Source organism: Evansella halocellulosilytica (assembly GCF_002335745.1).
Classification (GTDB): domain Bacteria; phylum Bacillota; class Bacilli; order Bacillales; family Salisediminibacteriaceae; genus Bacillus_CA; species Bacillus_CA halocellulosilytica.
On sequence record NZ_NIST01000001.1, the window covers coordinates 803628 to 819812 of the forward strand.

At 40.2% G+C, this 16185-nt stretch carries 14 protein-coding genes; 9 read left to right on the forward strand and 5 right to left on the reverse strand.

All coding sequences use genetic code 11. The features are described from left to right. Window positions 1–130 precede the first annotated feature (130 nt). Window positions 131–748: a CadD family cadmium resistance transporter gene (locus CD001_RS03715; RefSeq protein WP_012960945.1), complete on the forward strand. Its 618-nt coding sequence runs from the start codon at window positions 131–133 to the stop codon at window positions 746–748. 259 nt (window positions 749–1007) lie between these two features. Beyond that, the gene (locus tag CD001_RS03720; protein WP_096186250.1) at window positions 1008–1691 is read left to right on the forward strand and encodes an ATP-dependent DNA ligase; all 684 of its coding nucleotides are present in this window, start codon (window positions 1008–1010) and stop codon (window positions 1689–1691) included. Between the two features lie 167 nt (window positions 1692–1858). Here CD001_RS03720 and CD001_RS03725 read toward each other — a convergent pair whose 3' ends face one another. The 4 genes from CD001_RS03725 to CD001_RS03745 form a co-directional block, all read right to left on the reverse strand. Beyond that, window positions 1859–2194 (reverse strand): AbrB/MazE/SpoVT family DNA-binding domain-containing protein, encoded by a 336-nt coding sequence (locus tag CD001_RS03725; RefSeq protein WP_257009695.1) that lies wholly within the window; start codon window positions 2192–2194, stop codon window positions 1859–1861. 103 nt (window positions 2195–2297) lie between these two features. Next, window positions 2298–3038, reverse strand: a complete 741-nt coding sequence (locus CD001_RS03730) for a replication initiation protein (RefSeq protein WP_096186251.1) — start codon at window positions 3036–3038, stop codon at window positions 2298–2300. Window positions 3039–3801: 763 nt separating this feature from the next. Next, window positions 3802–4005, reverse strand: coding sequence for a hypothetical protein (locus CD001_RS03735; RefSeq protein WP_096186252.1), 204 nt, complete (start codon window positions 4003–4005; stop codon window positions 3802–3804). A 1548-nt stretch (window positions 4006–5553) separates the two neighbouring features. Beyond that, window positions 5554–6051, reverse strand: coding sequence for a hypothetical protein (locus tag CD001_RS03745; protein WP_218839233.1), 498 nt, complete (start codon window positions 6049–6051; stop codon window positions 5554–5556). A 1248-nt stretch (window positions 6052–7299) separates the two neighbouring features. On the opposite strand from CD001_RS03745, the gene CD001_RS03750 reads away from it, so the two are divergent. After that, window positions 7300–7929, forward strand: a complete 630-nt coding sequence (locus CD001_RS03750; protein ID WP_096186255.1) for a nitrite reductase — start codon at window positions 7300–7302, stop codon at window positions 7927–7929. Window positions 7930–7980: 51 nt separating this feature from the next. On the opposite strand, the gene CD001_RS03755 is transcribed toward CD001_RS03750, so the two are convergent. Continuing rightward, the gene (locus CD001_RS03755; protein ID WP_179298591.1) at window positions 7981–8943 is read right to left on the reverse strand and encodes a cupredoxin domain-containing protein; all 963 of its coding nucleotides are present in this window, start codon (window positions 8941–8943) and stop codon (window positions 7981–7983) included. Between the two features lie 323 nt (window positions 8944–9266). Here CD001_RS03755 and hutP point away from each other — a divergent pair, with 323 nt between their 5' ends. From hutP to CD001_RS03785, 6 genes are all read left to right on the forward strand, one after another. Then, the gene (gene hutP, locus CD001_RS03760; protein ID WP_096186257.1) at window positions 9267–9719 is read left to right on the forward strand and encodes a hut operon transcriptional regulator HutP; all 453 of its coding nucleotides are present in this window, start codon (window positions 9267–9269) and stop codon (window positions 9717–9719) included. A gap of 165 nt (window positions 9720–9884) precedes the next feature. Beyond that, entirely contained in the window at window positions 9885–11420 is a 1536-nt protein-coding gene (hutH, locus tag CD001_RS03765) for a histidine ammonia-lyase (RefSeq protein WP_096186258.1), read from the forward strand. A 160-nt stretch (window positions 11421–11580) separates the two neighbouring features. Further along, on the forward strand, window positions 11581–12330 hold the full coding sequence (locus CD001_RS03770) for a PIG-L deacetylase family protein (protein WP_096186259.1): 750 nt from the start codon (window positions 11581–11583) through the stop codon (window positions 12328–12330). Window positions 12331–12380: 50 nt separating this feature from the next. Then, window positions 12381–14219 (forward strand): ABC transporter substrate-binding protein, encoded by a 1839-nt coding sequence (locus CD001_RS03775; protein WP_096186260.1) that lies wholly within the window; start codon window positions 12381–12383, stop codon window positions 14217–14219. Window positions 14220–14355: 136 nt separating this feature from the next. Continuing rightward, window positions 14356–15333 (forward strand): ABC transporter permease, encoded by a 978-nt coding sequence (locus CD001_RS03780; RefSeq protein WP_096186261.1) that lies wholly within the window; start codon window positions 14356–14358, stop codon window positions 15331–15333. Beyond that, entirely contained in the window at window positions 15326–16183 is an 858-nt protein-coding gene (locus CD001_RS03785; protein ID WP_096186262.1) for an ABC transporter permease, read from the forward strand. The genes CD001_RS03780 and CD001_RS03785 overlap by 8 nt, the downstream gene beginning before the upstream one ends. Window positions 16184–16185 lie beyond the last annotated feature (2 nt).

Sequence of the window (16185 nt, forward strand, 5' to 3'; positions counted from 1 at the left end):
CATTAGAGTTGTCTAGAATAATAAAATCACGCCTCCCAACAATTTTTTTAATACATCTATATAAGAGTGTAAATTAAGGGGTTTTTAATATGAAGAAAAGTCCACATCCCAAAACATTGGAGATGGAAAAATGATTGTAACAATGCTTACAGCTGCTACGGTTTATGTGGCGACAGGAATTGATTATCTCGTTATCTTAATCCTCTTGTTTTCGCAAATAAAAAAAGGTGAGGTAAAACATATTTGGATAGGACAATATATAGGAACTGCGATTATTATAGGAGTAAGTCTTTTTGTTGCTCTAGGGGTTGCAAATTTAATTCCTCAGCAATGGGTTATAGGACTACTAGGGCTTTTACCACTTTACTTAGGTGTAAAAATATGGATTAAAGGAGAAGGTGATGAAGATGAAAGTAAGATTTTATCCTTATTCTCCTCAGGTAAATTTAATCAATTATTTGTGACGGTTACTTTCATTGTATTGGCTTCTAGTGCGGATGATTTTTCCATTTATGTACCGTACTTCACGACGTTAAATATGATTGAAATCTTTGTTGCTATTATTGTCTTTTTAATTATGGTTGGAGTTTTATGCTATGTCAGCTATCGTTTAGCTTCCTTAGATTTAGTATCGCAAAAAATTGAGAAATATGAACGTTGGATTGTACCAATTGTATTCATAGGGTTAGGGGTTTATATAATGTTTGAAAATGACACATTCGATGCTTTGATTTCATTTCTTCTTTGAAGTGACAAATCCAAACAATAAAGGAGAACTTTTTATGAATGTTGTTATAATCGGTAGGCCGACAGGCTGGTTAACAATGGGGAGGCACTCAAACAACATAAAATAAGTTTCATAGCGATTGCTAAAAAAATGTACAAGGTAAACAGTCGGTCTTCCGTAATGGGCACGATTGTTGAATAAGGAGTAAAGGAGTGATACATATTAGTCATAACTAGTATGTATCACTCCTTATTTTTTATGACTTTTTTTGATTTAGGTCTTGATAAATAATGAAGTCACAGGGAAATTCCCGGAGCTTCAACAGATAGATATACCCGATGGAACGATCTTAGATGGGGAGCTTATTGTTCCCGGACCGGAAGGCAAGCCGGATTTCGAGGCGATGATGGAAAGGTTCATGTCCAATAAAAAGAAACATCCGATTCAATTTGTCGTTTTTGATATTATCTATCACGAAAATAAAAAGGTAGCCAGCCTGCCGTTATATTTAAGAAAAGAACTATTAGCCGAGCTGGCGTTAGACTCAAGCCATATCGTGTTATCGAAATGGTTAGAAGGGAACGCCGAGGCGTACTTCGATTTGGTTCAACAGCAAGGCCTGGAAGGGATCGTGATGAAAGAGTCCCATTCTAAATACGAAATTAACAAGCGCTCCAGAAACTGGCTGAAGGTGATTACCTACCAGTATGCTGATGTGGCCATCACGGGATTAAGAAAAAAGGAGTTCGGTGTGCTGCTTTCATCCAAAGACGGCCAGTATATGGGACTGATGGAATTCATGCCACCGAAAGCCCGGAAAGAGTTTTACGGCCAGTATAAAGAGCTGATCGTGGATGAGAATGACAAATTTATCTATTTAACACCGGAAATAAAGTGTAAAGTAAAATATAGAAACCTCACAAAGCGAGGACTGCTGAGAATTCCTTCCTTTGTGGCGTGGTAATAACTTTAAGTCAAGCACCCAAATCGGGTGCTTTTTTCTTTATTATCCTAGGGAAAAAATAAAGGAGGAGACGACAAAAGGAGCAACCTCTAATCTTGATATTCTTTATTTTATTGGGAATGAAAACTTAAAAACCGAGAGGGCCCCTATTAGGGAAAAATTTAAAATCAAATCAATTCCTTCCCCTCTGGCTTTCCGAAGTCATAATCCAAGTGTGGATTCGTTTCACCTTTCGCCTTTGCTAACAAATCTTCTAGGGTTGGCTTGGTTTTAACTGATTTAACGACCATCTTTTCATCCAATAGTTGAAGTTCGATTTCAGAGCCATTTTTTATTCCTAGAGTCTTTGCGAATTGATTAGGAATACGAATCGCTAAACTATTACCCCATTTTCGAATCGTGGTCATATGGTTTAACCCCTTTTTGTTACTTCCATCCAATTTGGTATCTTCTCTTGAATTTTCTTCTTTGTTTACGTTTTTGTCTTTATCTTCGGATCTCATTGTATCACCTCTTTTCTAAAAGAATGTATTGAGATCAAATATACCTTATATAAAATATTAAGCAAAAACCAAGCACCAGAAATAAGGACTGTCACAGAGATAACTAGGATCTTTTCCTAAAATCGATATCCATTTTCCTTCTTGAAGTGTCGTCCGCGATTCTTATATCAAATTCGATCTGATCCACTTTTCTGCCGTGTTTAATCTCGGTAAAGTTGAACGTAAGGACATTTCTGTTCTTGAGTTCTTCCTGCGCCTTTAACAGCACCCTGGACTTGAAGTGGCCATACTGCTTGTATTTATCACCGACACCTAAATGCTCCTTTAATTTGTCGAGCTTGAACGTTCTTTTTTCTGTATTCACGTCCTGCTGTAAAAGCTCCAACAATCGAATTGTGTACGAGCTCTGCATACTGCTAATAGACTGGAAATCGTATTTCATATACCGGTCCCGTTCGGTTAAATTCATCAGGTGTGGCTCAATCACATCGTTAAACTGAATATGTACCATTCCGCCTCGGTAGACAATCCCTTTAAACCATGGGAACCAGCCAACCTTTGACTCTGTTTTTATCATGATTCGTTTCTTTGTGAGATGGTTTGCAATTTTATTTACCATGGAATCAGGACTGTTTTCTGAGATCTCTGCTGCTCTAAAAAATTCTGAGACGGTAAGCGAAACATTGGGGAAATGCTCAGGTGATCTCACAAACTTACCTGCAGCATATCGAATAATCTTATGCTCGGTAGCTGTCAAATCATCTTCATATATCGTTTGAACCGAATCATTAGATTGGTAAACTTGTTTTCTTTTTTCTGTATTTGAATTATCTGTATTCCTCATAAAAACCCTTCCCTAATTAAAATATTTCGTAGTCCGGTACTATTATTTCATAATATAACTAATATCGCGATAGCTTTAATGAAGTATAACAGATTGTGTCAACGTGTTTATTACTCCACACTTTTTCTCCCAGTTTTTTGCGAAAATCCTGCGAGTAAAAACCTAACGCATATCCAATAATTGACCGTACCCAGTATCCCTTTTTTTGGTTCCTTTTTTATATTATAAAAAAATAAATAAGACCAGAGTATCTATATGTGTTACATGACACGACTATTAAAAATTCTTTGAAAAACCTGGAACAGAGGACATTTGATAAATTATAAGATGAAAGTCGGCTTGTCTATTTTACCCGCATGTTTTTTCTCTGTGAAACGATTGGTTAATGAAAATGAACCGAGTAGAGGCCCCGTTAAGCGCATCTCACACATCTGTGAACATTATTATTATTATTGGTAAAGGTGCAAAAGCGTCCTTGAGGGCCTTATGGGTGCGGTGATTACTGTTAGGGGTTTTTGTTCTTAAAAATGATTTTTTTACATTTGATTTGCCATGTGAATTCTATTATAAAAAAGAAGGATTTGGATATTTATGTTAAAATATATAGAAGAAATACACAGAGATTGTGAGATGATGAACTTAAACTAACGGGGAGGTTCCTTCGATAAGGAGATACGATTTTTATTGAACTAACGAGCAGGTTAGGTCAAATTCCTGTTTTATATAAATAAAAGACGGTGAAAAAAGCACCGTCTATAAGTATCTATTTATTTTGTGTTTTTTCTTTGTAATAAAGGTAATCGACTTTATGTTTGGTAGCCATTAACTGCGAAGCCAAAACTGCCGTATAAACAGTGGTTAGTACAATTGCTCCAACACCAAGACCTGAAAGGGTTATCTTATTAGATGTACTCATTCCACTATTACTTGTACTCATTCCATTATTACTTGTGGATGCTTCTTCCATTTATATCCCCCCAATTTGTTTTTATAGGGGTATTATTTGTAACGGAATTTAAATTTATACCCAAAAAATAACTGAGAGAAAGCAGTCAGGTTCCTAAAACCCTTTAGTTTGTGAATAAATTCACTTAAACTATAGGAGAGCGTTAGTTGAACAAGTGTTAAATATAATTTATTGCTTTAACTCAGTTCCTATGGAACTGGGTTATTCTTTTGTGAACAATAAACGCTGCAATTTGCAGCGTAATTTACTATACATTTTCACTTGCATTTCAGGTTGCAAAATAGAGTTTTGCGATAGGAAACTAACCCGTTACGTTTATACGCTCTCTTATTTTTGTTCTGGGTGATTGAATATAGGTGTGTTCCGGTATAGTTTTAAAGCTCTGTTGCACACCGAAAAGGTCATTCTTGATGAAAATGTGCAAGCATTTTTGTCCAGTATTTCGGACCGGTGTGCGTACAGAGTTTCTTTTCGTGTGCATAAGACGAAGCAGGGATGCCTTGACGTAGCATACGGATGGCTTTGAACTTGGTTTTACTCGATCGAAGATAAAACACATCGTGTTTTTCGTAGAAGAGAGGTACGTGATTTAACTAGGGATGGAGCGAAGCGGAAGACCGAATGAGCACCCGAAGCGCAGCGTAGGGCAAGGAGATAAATGCGCGAGCATTTATCGACGCAGTAAGGGGGACGGTCAGCTATGCTGACTGACAAATGAGCGAAGCGAGGCTTGTCATACGTCCCCCTTATGCTCTTTCCCCTACCGCATACCGTATACCACACCGTATACCGCCCACTACCGATAAACACCGGTGCGACAGGCGGTACGGCATATCGGGGCGGATACTCCACCAGAATATGCCGCATATTCCGCACCGCATAAAGCCCGCCGTTATGGGAATCCGAAAATATGCCGACCGTCACAACGAGAAAAACGCGTATGACGGCATATTCGGACCCAGGCGGGCGATTCCCGGCGCATATTCCGCCCCGGAAGGCACTCCGATAGAGGCGGATCAGAGCGGCATACGGGGCGTGTATACGAGCTGATAATCGAACCGGGAGGACGCCCAGGTATTCGATCAGGGAGAGCAGGGGAGCTGCCAGAAAAGGGGGTAGGGGAAGCTGTCAAAAAGGTGTTAGAGAAGCGGAGAGTCATCGAAGCGAAACATCAGAAAAAGAGAAAGCAAGAAAGAGACTTTCGTCAAACAGCGGGGGCTGACCGAGGCGGTTGTATGACAAAAAAGTGCTCTTGTACGCACAAAGTGCGAACTGAAAAAGTCAGGAAAAACCACCGTAGGTCAGGCGGGACCCGCGCTGTTTGTAAGAAGGGCTTTCAAGCGATTTAGAGGGGGAAGGAGGGAGCGGTTATACGAGCGGAGCGAGAGAGTCGAGAAGGACCACCGACCGACGCGGGACCCGCTCTAAAGCGCTTGGTTCCAGGGTTTACGGGTCGGGAGAGACGGTCTGGTAGTTCCAAAGAGAGATCCACTCTGGTGTCATAAAAAAAGAACCGACGGCCCTGAAAAGGCTGTCGGTTCCGTGATTTTAGGCTGGCACCTTGGTGCGGTCTTCCACCGAGACTAAAATCGTTTCTTTTCCGTCTTTGAAGTTTTCGTACTCCACAGATTCTTTCATGACCATGTGAATCAGGTCTTCACCAAATAACTCTAAAAGCACTGGACGTAGAGAGTTATAGATGAAATGATGAACGCTTTCTATACGCTTTGATACGGATGGAATATAGATTTTCAGCATCGGGTAACCCTTGATATTGGTACCTTCGATACTCAGGCGTTTATACGCTTCAGGTGTATTTTCCGGAAACTCCGAGTCATCCGCCAAGCACATAGAATCATTGTCATATAAGTACTGGTAAGCCTCTGAGCGGACAATGGTTTTGTACTTTTCTTCATCGAATTCGATCGTTTCGACCTGGTGCTGTACGCTTTCAATAGCACTTGCCAATACGTTTAATTTTTCAGCGTTTAGCTCGTTTTCCTTGATATATGCGGTTAATCCTCTATATTTGTAATCTGCCATCATAATCGCTCCTTTTATTTACGAATTTTGATCTCGAATTGTTAACCGGTTGCGAATGCAACCTAAAACGCATACCGTGCCATACGCCGTATCACATCCGGTGCGACATCCCTTACCGATAATTTCCGTACGTTATATGCACTAACATGCGATGCGTATTTCATACGCAAGTCATGCAAAACAAGATACGCATGACATACCGCACCGTATAACAATCCGGACATCCTGCACGGTATCTCTCATCAAATACGCATAACATATGACATACCGTACGCATATCCTGTCTATTATCAAATACATACGGTATACGGCATGAGATACGTACGGTGTGTGGCATCCTATACGCATCACCATCCGGTGCGGTACTCCGTACGCATAAAATCAGTACGAGGTGTGGCACCGTGTACGCATGCTGTGTGACATCCCGTGGTGATTCATCAAATACGTAAGTTATGCTTTATGATGTACGCATACGGTGCCGTGTGGAACGGTATCGGCAAGTGATGTCACATATGAATCTTTTGCATCGAGTAGAATTTATTGTTACGGGTGTGAGATGCTTAAGGACGTCAATACCACCCCCCCTCGCTAGTTTTGTCACCTCAATGTTTTCTTTGGATGGATCACCGCATGAATAGAAAGGTGTAAGTTACTACCAAAAATTTAGCTGTATAAACTTACACAATAAAAAAAATTAGCATATATAACAAAATTACTATATAGGTTGAATTATTGTTTTACATTCTTAAAAAGAGTCTGTCTATAACTTCCCCAGTTCTCTCGTCTATCTGTTATATAAATTCCCTAGCATTTTAATTAACTCAAACCCATTTTCTTCTAATTGTTTATCATTCGCCTCACCATTAAGAGGGGTTGCCACCAGTTAGGTGCATTTAAAGAAAAACTTTTACATAAATTTAACGAATAATTTTGTGTGGTAATTTATTTATAAGTAGATAAGAAATTATGTTTGGAAGAGTAAAGAGTTCTATACAGAGAAGTAAAGAAGCAATTCTTCTTAAATTTTTTTACAGAACGAAGAAATGGTGGTTTCTATTAAAAGGATTAATTACCTAATCCCTTAATTCCTGTTAGCATTGTAGCCAGAGCAAGAAAGCTGACAGGTAAGACTGTTTGAAATTCTTAACTTCTCTAATGAGTTTTATTACTTTAAAAGTTGCATACCTAACGGGGGTATAGTAAAATGTAAATGACTAAATTAATAGAAGATTTAGAATTCGGAGGTGGAGTATGAAAAAGCCAAACATGGTACCATTAGCTATCAATGGTGGTATAGGGTTCGGCGCTAAGCTGACTCCTAAGCAGCTCGTTGCACTGGGATCTTATTTAGAAGAAGATATGGAAGTAGAATTAACAACGTTCCAACAGCTTATTATAAAAGTGGAAGAAGAAAAAGCTGAAAACGCTGTGGAAGAATTGGAAAAAGCCGGGTTCTCAGTTTATAAGGTAGGAAACTTTGTGAAAAGTCTTCGCACTTGCAATTTCTGTAAAGGATCTGAAATCGAAGGAATGCCTGTAGCTAAAGAACTGAATGAGCGAATTGCCGGTCAGGAGGTGCCGTTCACCCTCAGGCCTGCGTATACTGGATGCCCTAATGCATGCGGTGAACCTTTGATTAATGATATTGGAGTCATAAAAAGAAAGGAACATTATGAGTTGTATATTGGTGGAAAAGCTGTTGGAGAAGATGCTCAGGCTGGTTTGCTTTTAAAGGACCGACTTAATCCTGAAGAATTATTTGAATTAGTGGATAATGTCTTGGAACTCTACAGGAATAATGGCCGAAAAAGGGAAAGAATGGCCAAGTTTGTTTCCCGTTATGGTTTTGAAACGATTAAACAGGAATTAGGACTAAAATAATCAAAGAAACAGTAAAACCAGCCAGACGGCCGGTTTTTTCTGTTTTTGTCGTTAATTTATAATGAGTGTACCTGTCATACCTGCCTCTTTATGGCCAGGTATCGTACAGAAAAACTCATAAATTCCTTCTTTTAATGGAATAAAACTAACAGAAGATGTACTGTGAGGCTGTGCATGCACATGCAGTGTGGCTGTATTTGATGAATCAGAATGGCCATGGCTACCTCCGTGATTGTGAACCGGTGCCTGCAATATTTCATAAGCGAATTCACGAACTTCGAAGTCATGTTCAACACTGTCATGGTTAATTAGCTGGAGTTCTATAGGCTGTGCTTTAGCTATATGAATTTTTGCAGGCTGATAGGATAATCCGGGTGTTGTTATTTTAAGAATATCGGTCGTAATATTTTCGGAAGTACTACTGTCTTCTCCTGCCCTTTGATTGTTTCCATGGTCCCCATGGTTATGGGACGATGTGCCGGTATCATTTTTTACATCAATATAGCCGATTCCTATGAATATGAACAAAAAACAACAGAAGGTAAGTATAGGCTTTATCAGCCACCGCGGAGTGACCTGCGTTTCATTTCTTGAATTTCTAAGTAAAAACACAAGGATGAAGAAGGACGAGCACACTGTGATAATCAACAAAATCTTAACTAAAAGAATTCCTTCGGCACCTGAAACCATTACCCCGAGCATCGCTCCCATCATTCCACCCATAACCCCCGCTAATAGACCGTCAATTATTGCGAGGGGGCCTTTCGGAATACCGGTCAGTATTCCTGCACCCATACCGATGAACATGGAGAGAATGGTAGATAAGAATAAATTATCGCGATAGAGTACTCCGAGCAGCACTCCTATTGTCAGCCCGACCCCCATGCCGATAACCATAGCCCCCATCATACCGGACATAGAGGTTACATTTCTTCTGTTATACCATGAAATCAAAAAGGAAGCGGCAACTAATATACCAAGTACTGCAGAGATAGCAATAATAAAAAGTGTCAAAATAAATTCCCCCTTTTCTGTATCAAGAATATGTACAAGCAGAACATTGCATGACAACAAAATTTTAAACCGTCCGTTTAGGAATTGAAAATGGGAGGCTGAATAATAGGAAGGATGGGACAAACTCATGAACTAAAAGAGAGGAGCTATGATTAATACACCACAGTTTAACCTTTAATGAAAAATTCTCTTAACAGTTGAACTATAAATACTACTAATCAACTAACAAATTATTTTAATGGTTGACATGATTACCCCATACCCCTATAATGTATATAAGTTATCAGTTAATTCAGAAAAAAATAAAAAAGGAACATAAAATTATGTTTTTTATACCGGATAAGAGAATTGGAAGAACAGCAATGCATTTAGCTCTCACAGGGGAGAGGTCCCCTGATGGAGATTATATCAAAAAGCTGAATGAGGATAATTTAATTTTTTGCCAGGGAAAAGCAGGTTCTATGGAAATTAACAAAGTAGTTGCAGCAATTGAAACTGCTGCAAAGAAAAATGATATTATCAGATGCGATATTTACCGTGAAACCCATGCATTATACCATGCAACGATGGAGGGGCTGAACGGAATTACAAGAGGCCAGTTCCAATTAGGGACAGTTCTAAGATCAGTTGGCCTAAACTTTGCAGTTGTCCGGGGCAATCCTTATACAAATGAAAATGAAGGTGAATGGATAGCTGTGGCTTTTTATGGAACAATCGGAGCTCCTATAAAGGGAAAAGAGCATGAAGCAATCGGTTTAGGTATTAATCATATTTGAAACTAACGCCTAAAGTATACTAGTTATTAGGAGGCTGTTAGGAAACACTACCAAAAAAGGTGGTTTATTTCTGGCAGCCTCTTTTTGTATTCCTAGAAGAGGTAAATAAATCCAAGCACTAAAATATAAGCACATAAAACGTTAGAGGGCTAAGGGGAGATCATCATGGTAATTTTAACCGGTAATACACTCACAATCGAGGAATTTAAAAGAGTAGTTCTTAAAGGAGAAGAAGTAACTGCTTCTAAAGACAGCTGGAACAGAGTGGAAGCCAGCAGGCAGGCAGTTGAGAATATCGTGGAAAATGAAGAAACAATCTACGGCATTACTACCGGATTCGGTAAGTTCAGCGAGGTTTTTATAGACAAAGAGAATGTGGAAGAACTCCAATTGAACTTGATACGGAGTCATGCCTGCGGAACTGGAGAACCTTTTCCTGAAGAAGTCAGTAGAGGGATGGTTCTGCTAAGGGCAAACGCATTGTTAAAAGGGTTTTCCGGAGCAAAAAAGGAGACAATTGAATTCTTGTTGCTAATGTTAAATAAACAGATCCATCCTATTGTTCCACAACAGGGTTCCCTTGGTGCGAGTGGTGACCTGGCTCCTCTTTCGCATATTGCACTAGCTATGGTCGGAGAGGGAGAGGTTTACTATAACGGGGGAAAGCATTCAACAGAGATAATTTTTGCAATGGAGGAAATAAATCCTGTAAAGCTAGAAGCAAAAGAGGGGCTGGCGCTTATTAATGGTACACAGGCAATGACTTCGATGGGGGTGATAAATTACATTGAAGCGGAAAAGCTTGCATACCAAGCTGATCTCATTTCGTCGGTTACGTTGGAAGGTCTTCAAGGGGTGATTGATGCCTTTGACGAAGATATCCATAAAGCAAGAGGCTACAAAGAACAGGAGGAGGTGGCTGAAAGAATTCGTCAACACCTTGCCGGCAGTTGTCTAATTACACGTCAGGGTGAAATCAGGGTGCAGGATGCTTACTCAATAAGATGTATTCCTCAGGTTCATGGTGCATCCTGGCAGGTACTTGGGTATGTCAAAGAAAAACTGGAGGTGGAAATTAATGCTGCAACAGACAATCCCCTGATTTTTGATGATGGAAAGAAAATCCTTTCCGGTGGAAATTTCCACGGACAGCCAATTGCTTTTGCAATGGACTTTTTAAAAGTAGCTATGGCAGAGTTGGCCAATATTTCTGAAAGAAGGATAGAGCGGATGGTAAACCCCCAGCTGAATGATTTGCCACCATTCCTCAGTCCGGAGCCAGGACTTCAGTCAGGAGCGATGATTTTGCAGTATTGTGCTGCTTCACTTGTTTCGGAAAACAAAACACTGGCACATCCGGCGAGTGTCGATTCAATTCCATCTTCCGCAAACCAGGAGGATCATGTAAGTATGGGAACAATCGCTTCCCGTCATTGTCAGCAGATTATCGCAAACTGCCGAAGAGTACTTGCAATTGAATTCATATGCGCTATGGAAGCTGTGAAATACCGGGGTATCGAAAAAATGGGCCCAGTTACAAGTGAGTTTTATAATCAGGGGAGAGAGGTAGTACCTCCAATTGTAAAGGACAGAGTGTTTTCCCATGATATTGAGTCATTACAGTCCTGGCTGAAAAATATGCATAATATCTCACCAGAGAAAGCGTCATCATTGAATGGGAAGGAAAAAAATTTAATCTAAATGCATAAAAATAAATATCTTTGTTTTAAAAAAATTAACAAAATTTTTATAATTCCATTTACAAGCTCTTAATTTTGTTTTATGATGTTATTTAACAAGCCCACCGATACAATAGGGGGGTATAGTAAAAGTTGTTCGATAAACTAAAGGAGGATTTATGATGAGTGAAGGTAAACGCGTTTTATTATTAGGAGTATACGGTATGGAGGTAGTGGAGTGCGGCGGGGCTCTTGCACAAAATGTGGAAAATGGCGGCAAATCATTCGCATCCATGATGTTGTGCCGGGAGAAAAGTCAGCCGCAAGTGAAAAAGGCTGCAGAAGTACTCGGTGTAGAGATGACTTTCACAAATTTTGAATCGGGACATGTAGATACGAGTATAGAATCAAAACTGAAGCTTGTGAAAGTAATAAGGGAAATAAAGCCTGATATCGTCATTACTCAGGATCCTGAGCATTCTTACCACGATTTAGATCCCGACAGAAGGCCGGCAATGATATTAATTCTTGAAGCGTTAGCACTAGCAAGCAGGGACTTCGGATTAGATGAGATGCCTGGACTTGAGCCTCACCCAATTCCTACAATTTACTACATGACTCCACATCATCCGAATACCGTTGTAGATGTTTCCTCCGTTTGGGAAAAGAAAGATAAAGCAATGGACGTGCTTGAAAGCCAGATGGAATTCAGCGGCAGTCATTTTGACCGAGCCCTTGACCCGGCTGCAGCGGAAGTATTAGTACCTGGTTTCTCAAACCTTCAATCCAACTATGAAAAAGGGCGTGCAGTACATAAAGCTCTTGACCAGGCGGTTCACGTATACCATGGTCTTGCCACACACGGACACTTTGCCCTCGCAGAAGCATTCAGAAGAGAAGGTAACTTCCATTTAAAAACGTTAATTCAATAGGAACAATAAAATCAAAATTATCAGAAAATTCAGTAAAAGGGGGAAGGAGAATGAAAAAACGATCTCTGGTAAGTGTGTTGGCATTTCTGCTTTTATTTTCCATAATACAACCGGTACTTGCCGAAGGGGAGGCCGAAGTTGAAAGGCTAAGAGTAGGTATCACTACTGATGAAAGCACGCTCAATCCCTACACCTATGTAACAGGTTACCCTGGTCTTGACATGATTAATTTACTGTATGATAACCTTTTCCAGCTTGACTCGGAAAATCTGCCGGTTCCATGGCTAGTTGAGGATTATGATGTTAGTGAAGATGGACTTGTATATAATTTCAAACTGCATGAGGGTGTTACCTGGCATGACGGCGAAACCTTAACAGCTGACGATGTTAAATTCACTGTAGAGTACTTTCGGGAATATCCAAAATCCAGATTTACTAATCCGCTTTCCAGTATAGAAAATATCGAAGTGCATTCAGATACAGAATTCACTTTTGAGCTGACTCAGGCGGAAGCGAATTTCATGGTCCAGCCATTAGCTGATTTGCCAATCCTGCCGGAGCATATCTGGAAGGATATTGACAACCCTGATGATGAAAACAATTCTATTGGAAGCGGTCCATATGTTCTCCAGGATTATCGTTCAAGCCAGTACTATACTATGGTCGCTAATGAAGATTATTACAGAGGATCTCCAATGATTAAAGAAATCATTTTCCCGATTATTGAAGATACTACAGCTCTATTTACAGCACTCGGGGCAGGAGAAATCGATGTGATTTCTGCCAGTATCTCCCCGGAGCTTGTAGAGCAATTCGAAAATAATCCGGCAATTACGGTTGAAAGAGGTCCAGGATATAGTACAGCTCTTTTCCAAATAAATGCTGAAAAATATCCAATGACAGAAAAGCCATTCAGACAGGCCATATCACATGCGGTTAACACAGAAGATTTAGTGGATACAATCCTTCTTGGCTACGCTGAGACAGGAAGCCCTGGGTTCATTCACCCTTCATCGCCGTTCTTTAATGAAGATCTTGCTCATAACTTCGATCCAGATAAAGCAGAACAGCTGCTTGAAGAGGCAGGATTTACAGATGTAACAGGTGATGGATACAGGGAAGATCAGGACGGCAATGAAATTAAACTTACTACGCTTGTTTATTCTGATAATCCAATCCGAATCAGAACTGCGGAAATGATTGTTGAAGCACTTAATAATATTGGACTGAATGTAGATGTAAGAGCAATGGATATGACAACAGTTGATTCATTAATGTGGCCTGACTTCGATGTAAGCAAAGGCAGGGAATATGATTTGGGAGTGTGGAGCTGGTCAAACACGATGCAGCTTTTCCCTGACAGAATGATTGACCTTTTCTATTCTGATCCATCTCTTGGTTCTGTTAATATCGGCGGCTATGCAAGTGATGAATTCGACCAGCTGGCTAATACTTTAAGAGAAACAGTGGACGAGGATGAGAGACTGCGTATTATCCAAGAAATGCAGGCATTTGTAGCTGAGGATACTCCGCTTGTACCTCTTTACTACCAGGAAATAGTCAATGCATACAATGCTGAAGTGTATGATGGATATAAATTCCAGTTAGGTAAAGGTATTATTAACAAACTATCATTTGTCTCAATGGACGATGGTGCCACACCGGCTGAAGAAGCTTCAGATGGGAATGATGCAGATATGGACGCTGATGCTGGAGCAGATTCAAGTACAGACGAAGGCACAGCAGCTGCAGCTGACCTGACACGCTCAGAGAACACTGGATCTGGCGGAAATGCAGGAAGCATGATTATTCTATTATTAGTAATAGCGGGAATTGCAGCGGGTGCAATCTTCATTAAGAAAAAATCAGGAAGAGCAGACCAGGCTTAGTAGTTCTTTTATAGAATATTCCCGTAAAAGAAAAGGATAATTGCCTAAACTTTTGCGGGAATTTTATTTCTTATACTTAGACATTCTCCGGCATAATGCCGAGCGGAGTTAATGATAACTGCAGGAGGTGTGACCATTGGGTAAATACTTAGCTGGAAAAACATTTCAATACGGACTGGTAATATTTATTATTTTGACTTTGAATTTTTTACTTCCCAGGTTGATGCCTGGAAACCCTCTCGTTTTCCTCGCGGGGGAAGATGTGGGCTTTATGTCCACCGCTGAGCGGGAGGCAATATTAGATAAACACGGATTAAACGATCCATTACTCCAACAATATTGGATGTATTTAAAAAGCATTCTCACAGGAGACCTCGGCTATTCATACCAACAGAGAATGCCAATAACTGAACTTCTAATGGAAAGAATTCCATGGACATTGCTACTCACAGGCCTCAGCCTTGTGATTTCCACTATCATAGGTGTATTATTCGGAGCAAGGGCAGCGTGGAGAAGAGGAACAAGAACAGATGTAAATCTTCTTACAGGATTTATGTTCCTTAGTGCGATGCCGTCTTTCTGGGTAGGGATGATACTTGTATCTATTTTTGCCGCACAGCTTGGGTGGCTGCCAGTTTTCGGGGCTGAAAGCGGTTGGTCGAACTATACAGGTTTTGACAGAGTGTTAGATATTGCGCGTCATTTAGTCCTTCCGCTAGTAACTCTTGTATTAATTTCAGTGACCAATACATTTATGGTAATGCGGTATTCGATGCTTAATGTGCTCGGTGAAGATTACATTATGATGGCGAAAGCTAAAGGGGTTAAAGAGAAGGTTATTAAGCATAAGCATGCGCTAAGGAACGCACTTCTTCCTGTTGCAACTGTGTTTATGTTAAGTCTTGGATTTATGCTAGGCGGAGCAACGATTATCGAAACAGTTTTTGCATATCCTGGTGTAGGCAGGCTGATGTTCGAATCGGTTCTAAGCAGAGATTATCCGTTAATCCAGGCAACTTTTTTAATAATAACTTTCAGTGTAATCATAGCGAACTTCTTAGCGGACATTATGTATTCGTTCCTTGATCCAAAGGTGGGAAGCAAAAATGGATAAACAAAAACTAAAACATTATTGGAGTGTATTCAGTTCAAGTAATCTCGGTCTTATTGGGGTAGGTATCTTAATTTTATTTATCATAATTGCTGTAGCTGCACCAGTGCTTGCTCCTTACGACCCAGGTGAGCGTGTCGGCCAGCCATTCATGAAACCGAGTGGACAGCATCTTCTCGGAACTAATGATGTAGGGCAGGATATATATAGTGAATTAGTATTTGGGACCAGAATTTCACTGCTAATCGGTGTTATTGCAGCTTTCATATCAATTGGAGTTGGGTGTCTGGTTGGTATTGTTGCTGGATACTATGGAGGAAAAGTGGATGCTTTTCTAATGAGGCTTGTTGACCTTGTGTTAGTTATTCCTTTCCTGCCATTAATGATTTTACTGGCAGCTTTTATCGGGCCGAGTTTCTGGAACATAATACTTGTAATAAGTATTTTGACATGGGCAAGCCCGGCTAGGGTTATACGTTCACAAGTACTGACTATTAAAACAAAAGGATTTGTCGAAGCTGCCAGATCTATTGGCACAAACATTAATACGATTTTGTTCCGCCATATTCTCCCGGGCGTGGTACCAATCGCATTATCACAATTTGTTCTGGCGGCGAGTCATTCTATCTTAATTGAAGCATCTCTTAGCTTTCTTGGATTAGGTGATCCGTTCAGTAAAAGCTGGGGAACAGTGCTTTATTATGCCCAGGCCAGAGGTGCTTTCCTGACTGATGCGTGGGTATGGTGGATATTGCCGCCGGGAATGCTCATAACCACTTTAGTGCTTGGGTTTGCCTTTACAGGATACTCACTTGAAGAAATATTGAATCCAAGGCTCAAGAAAGGGAGGTAATC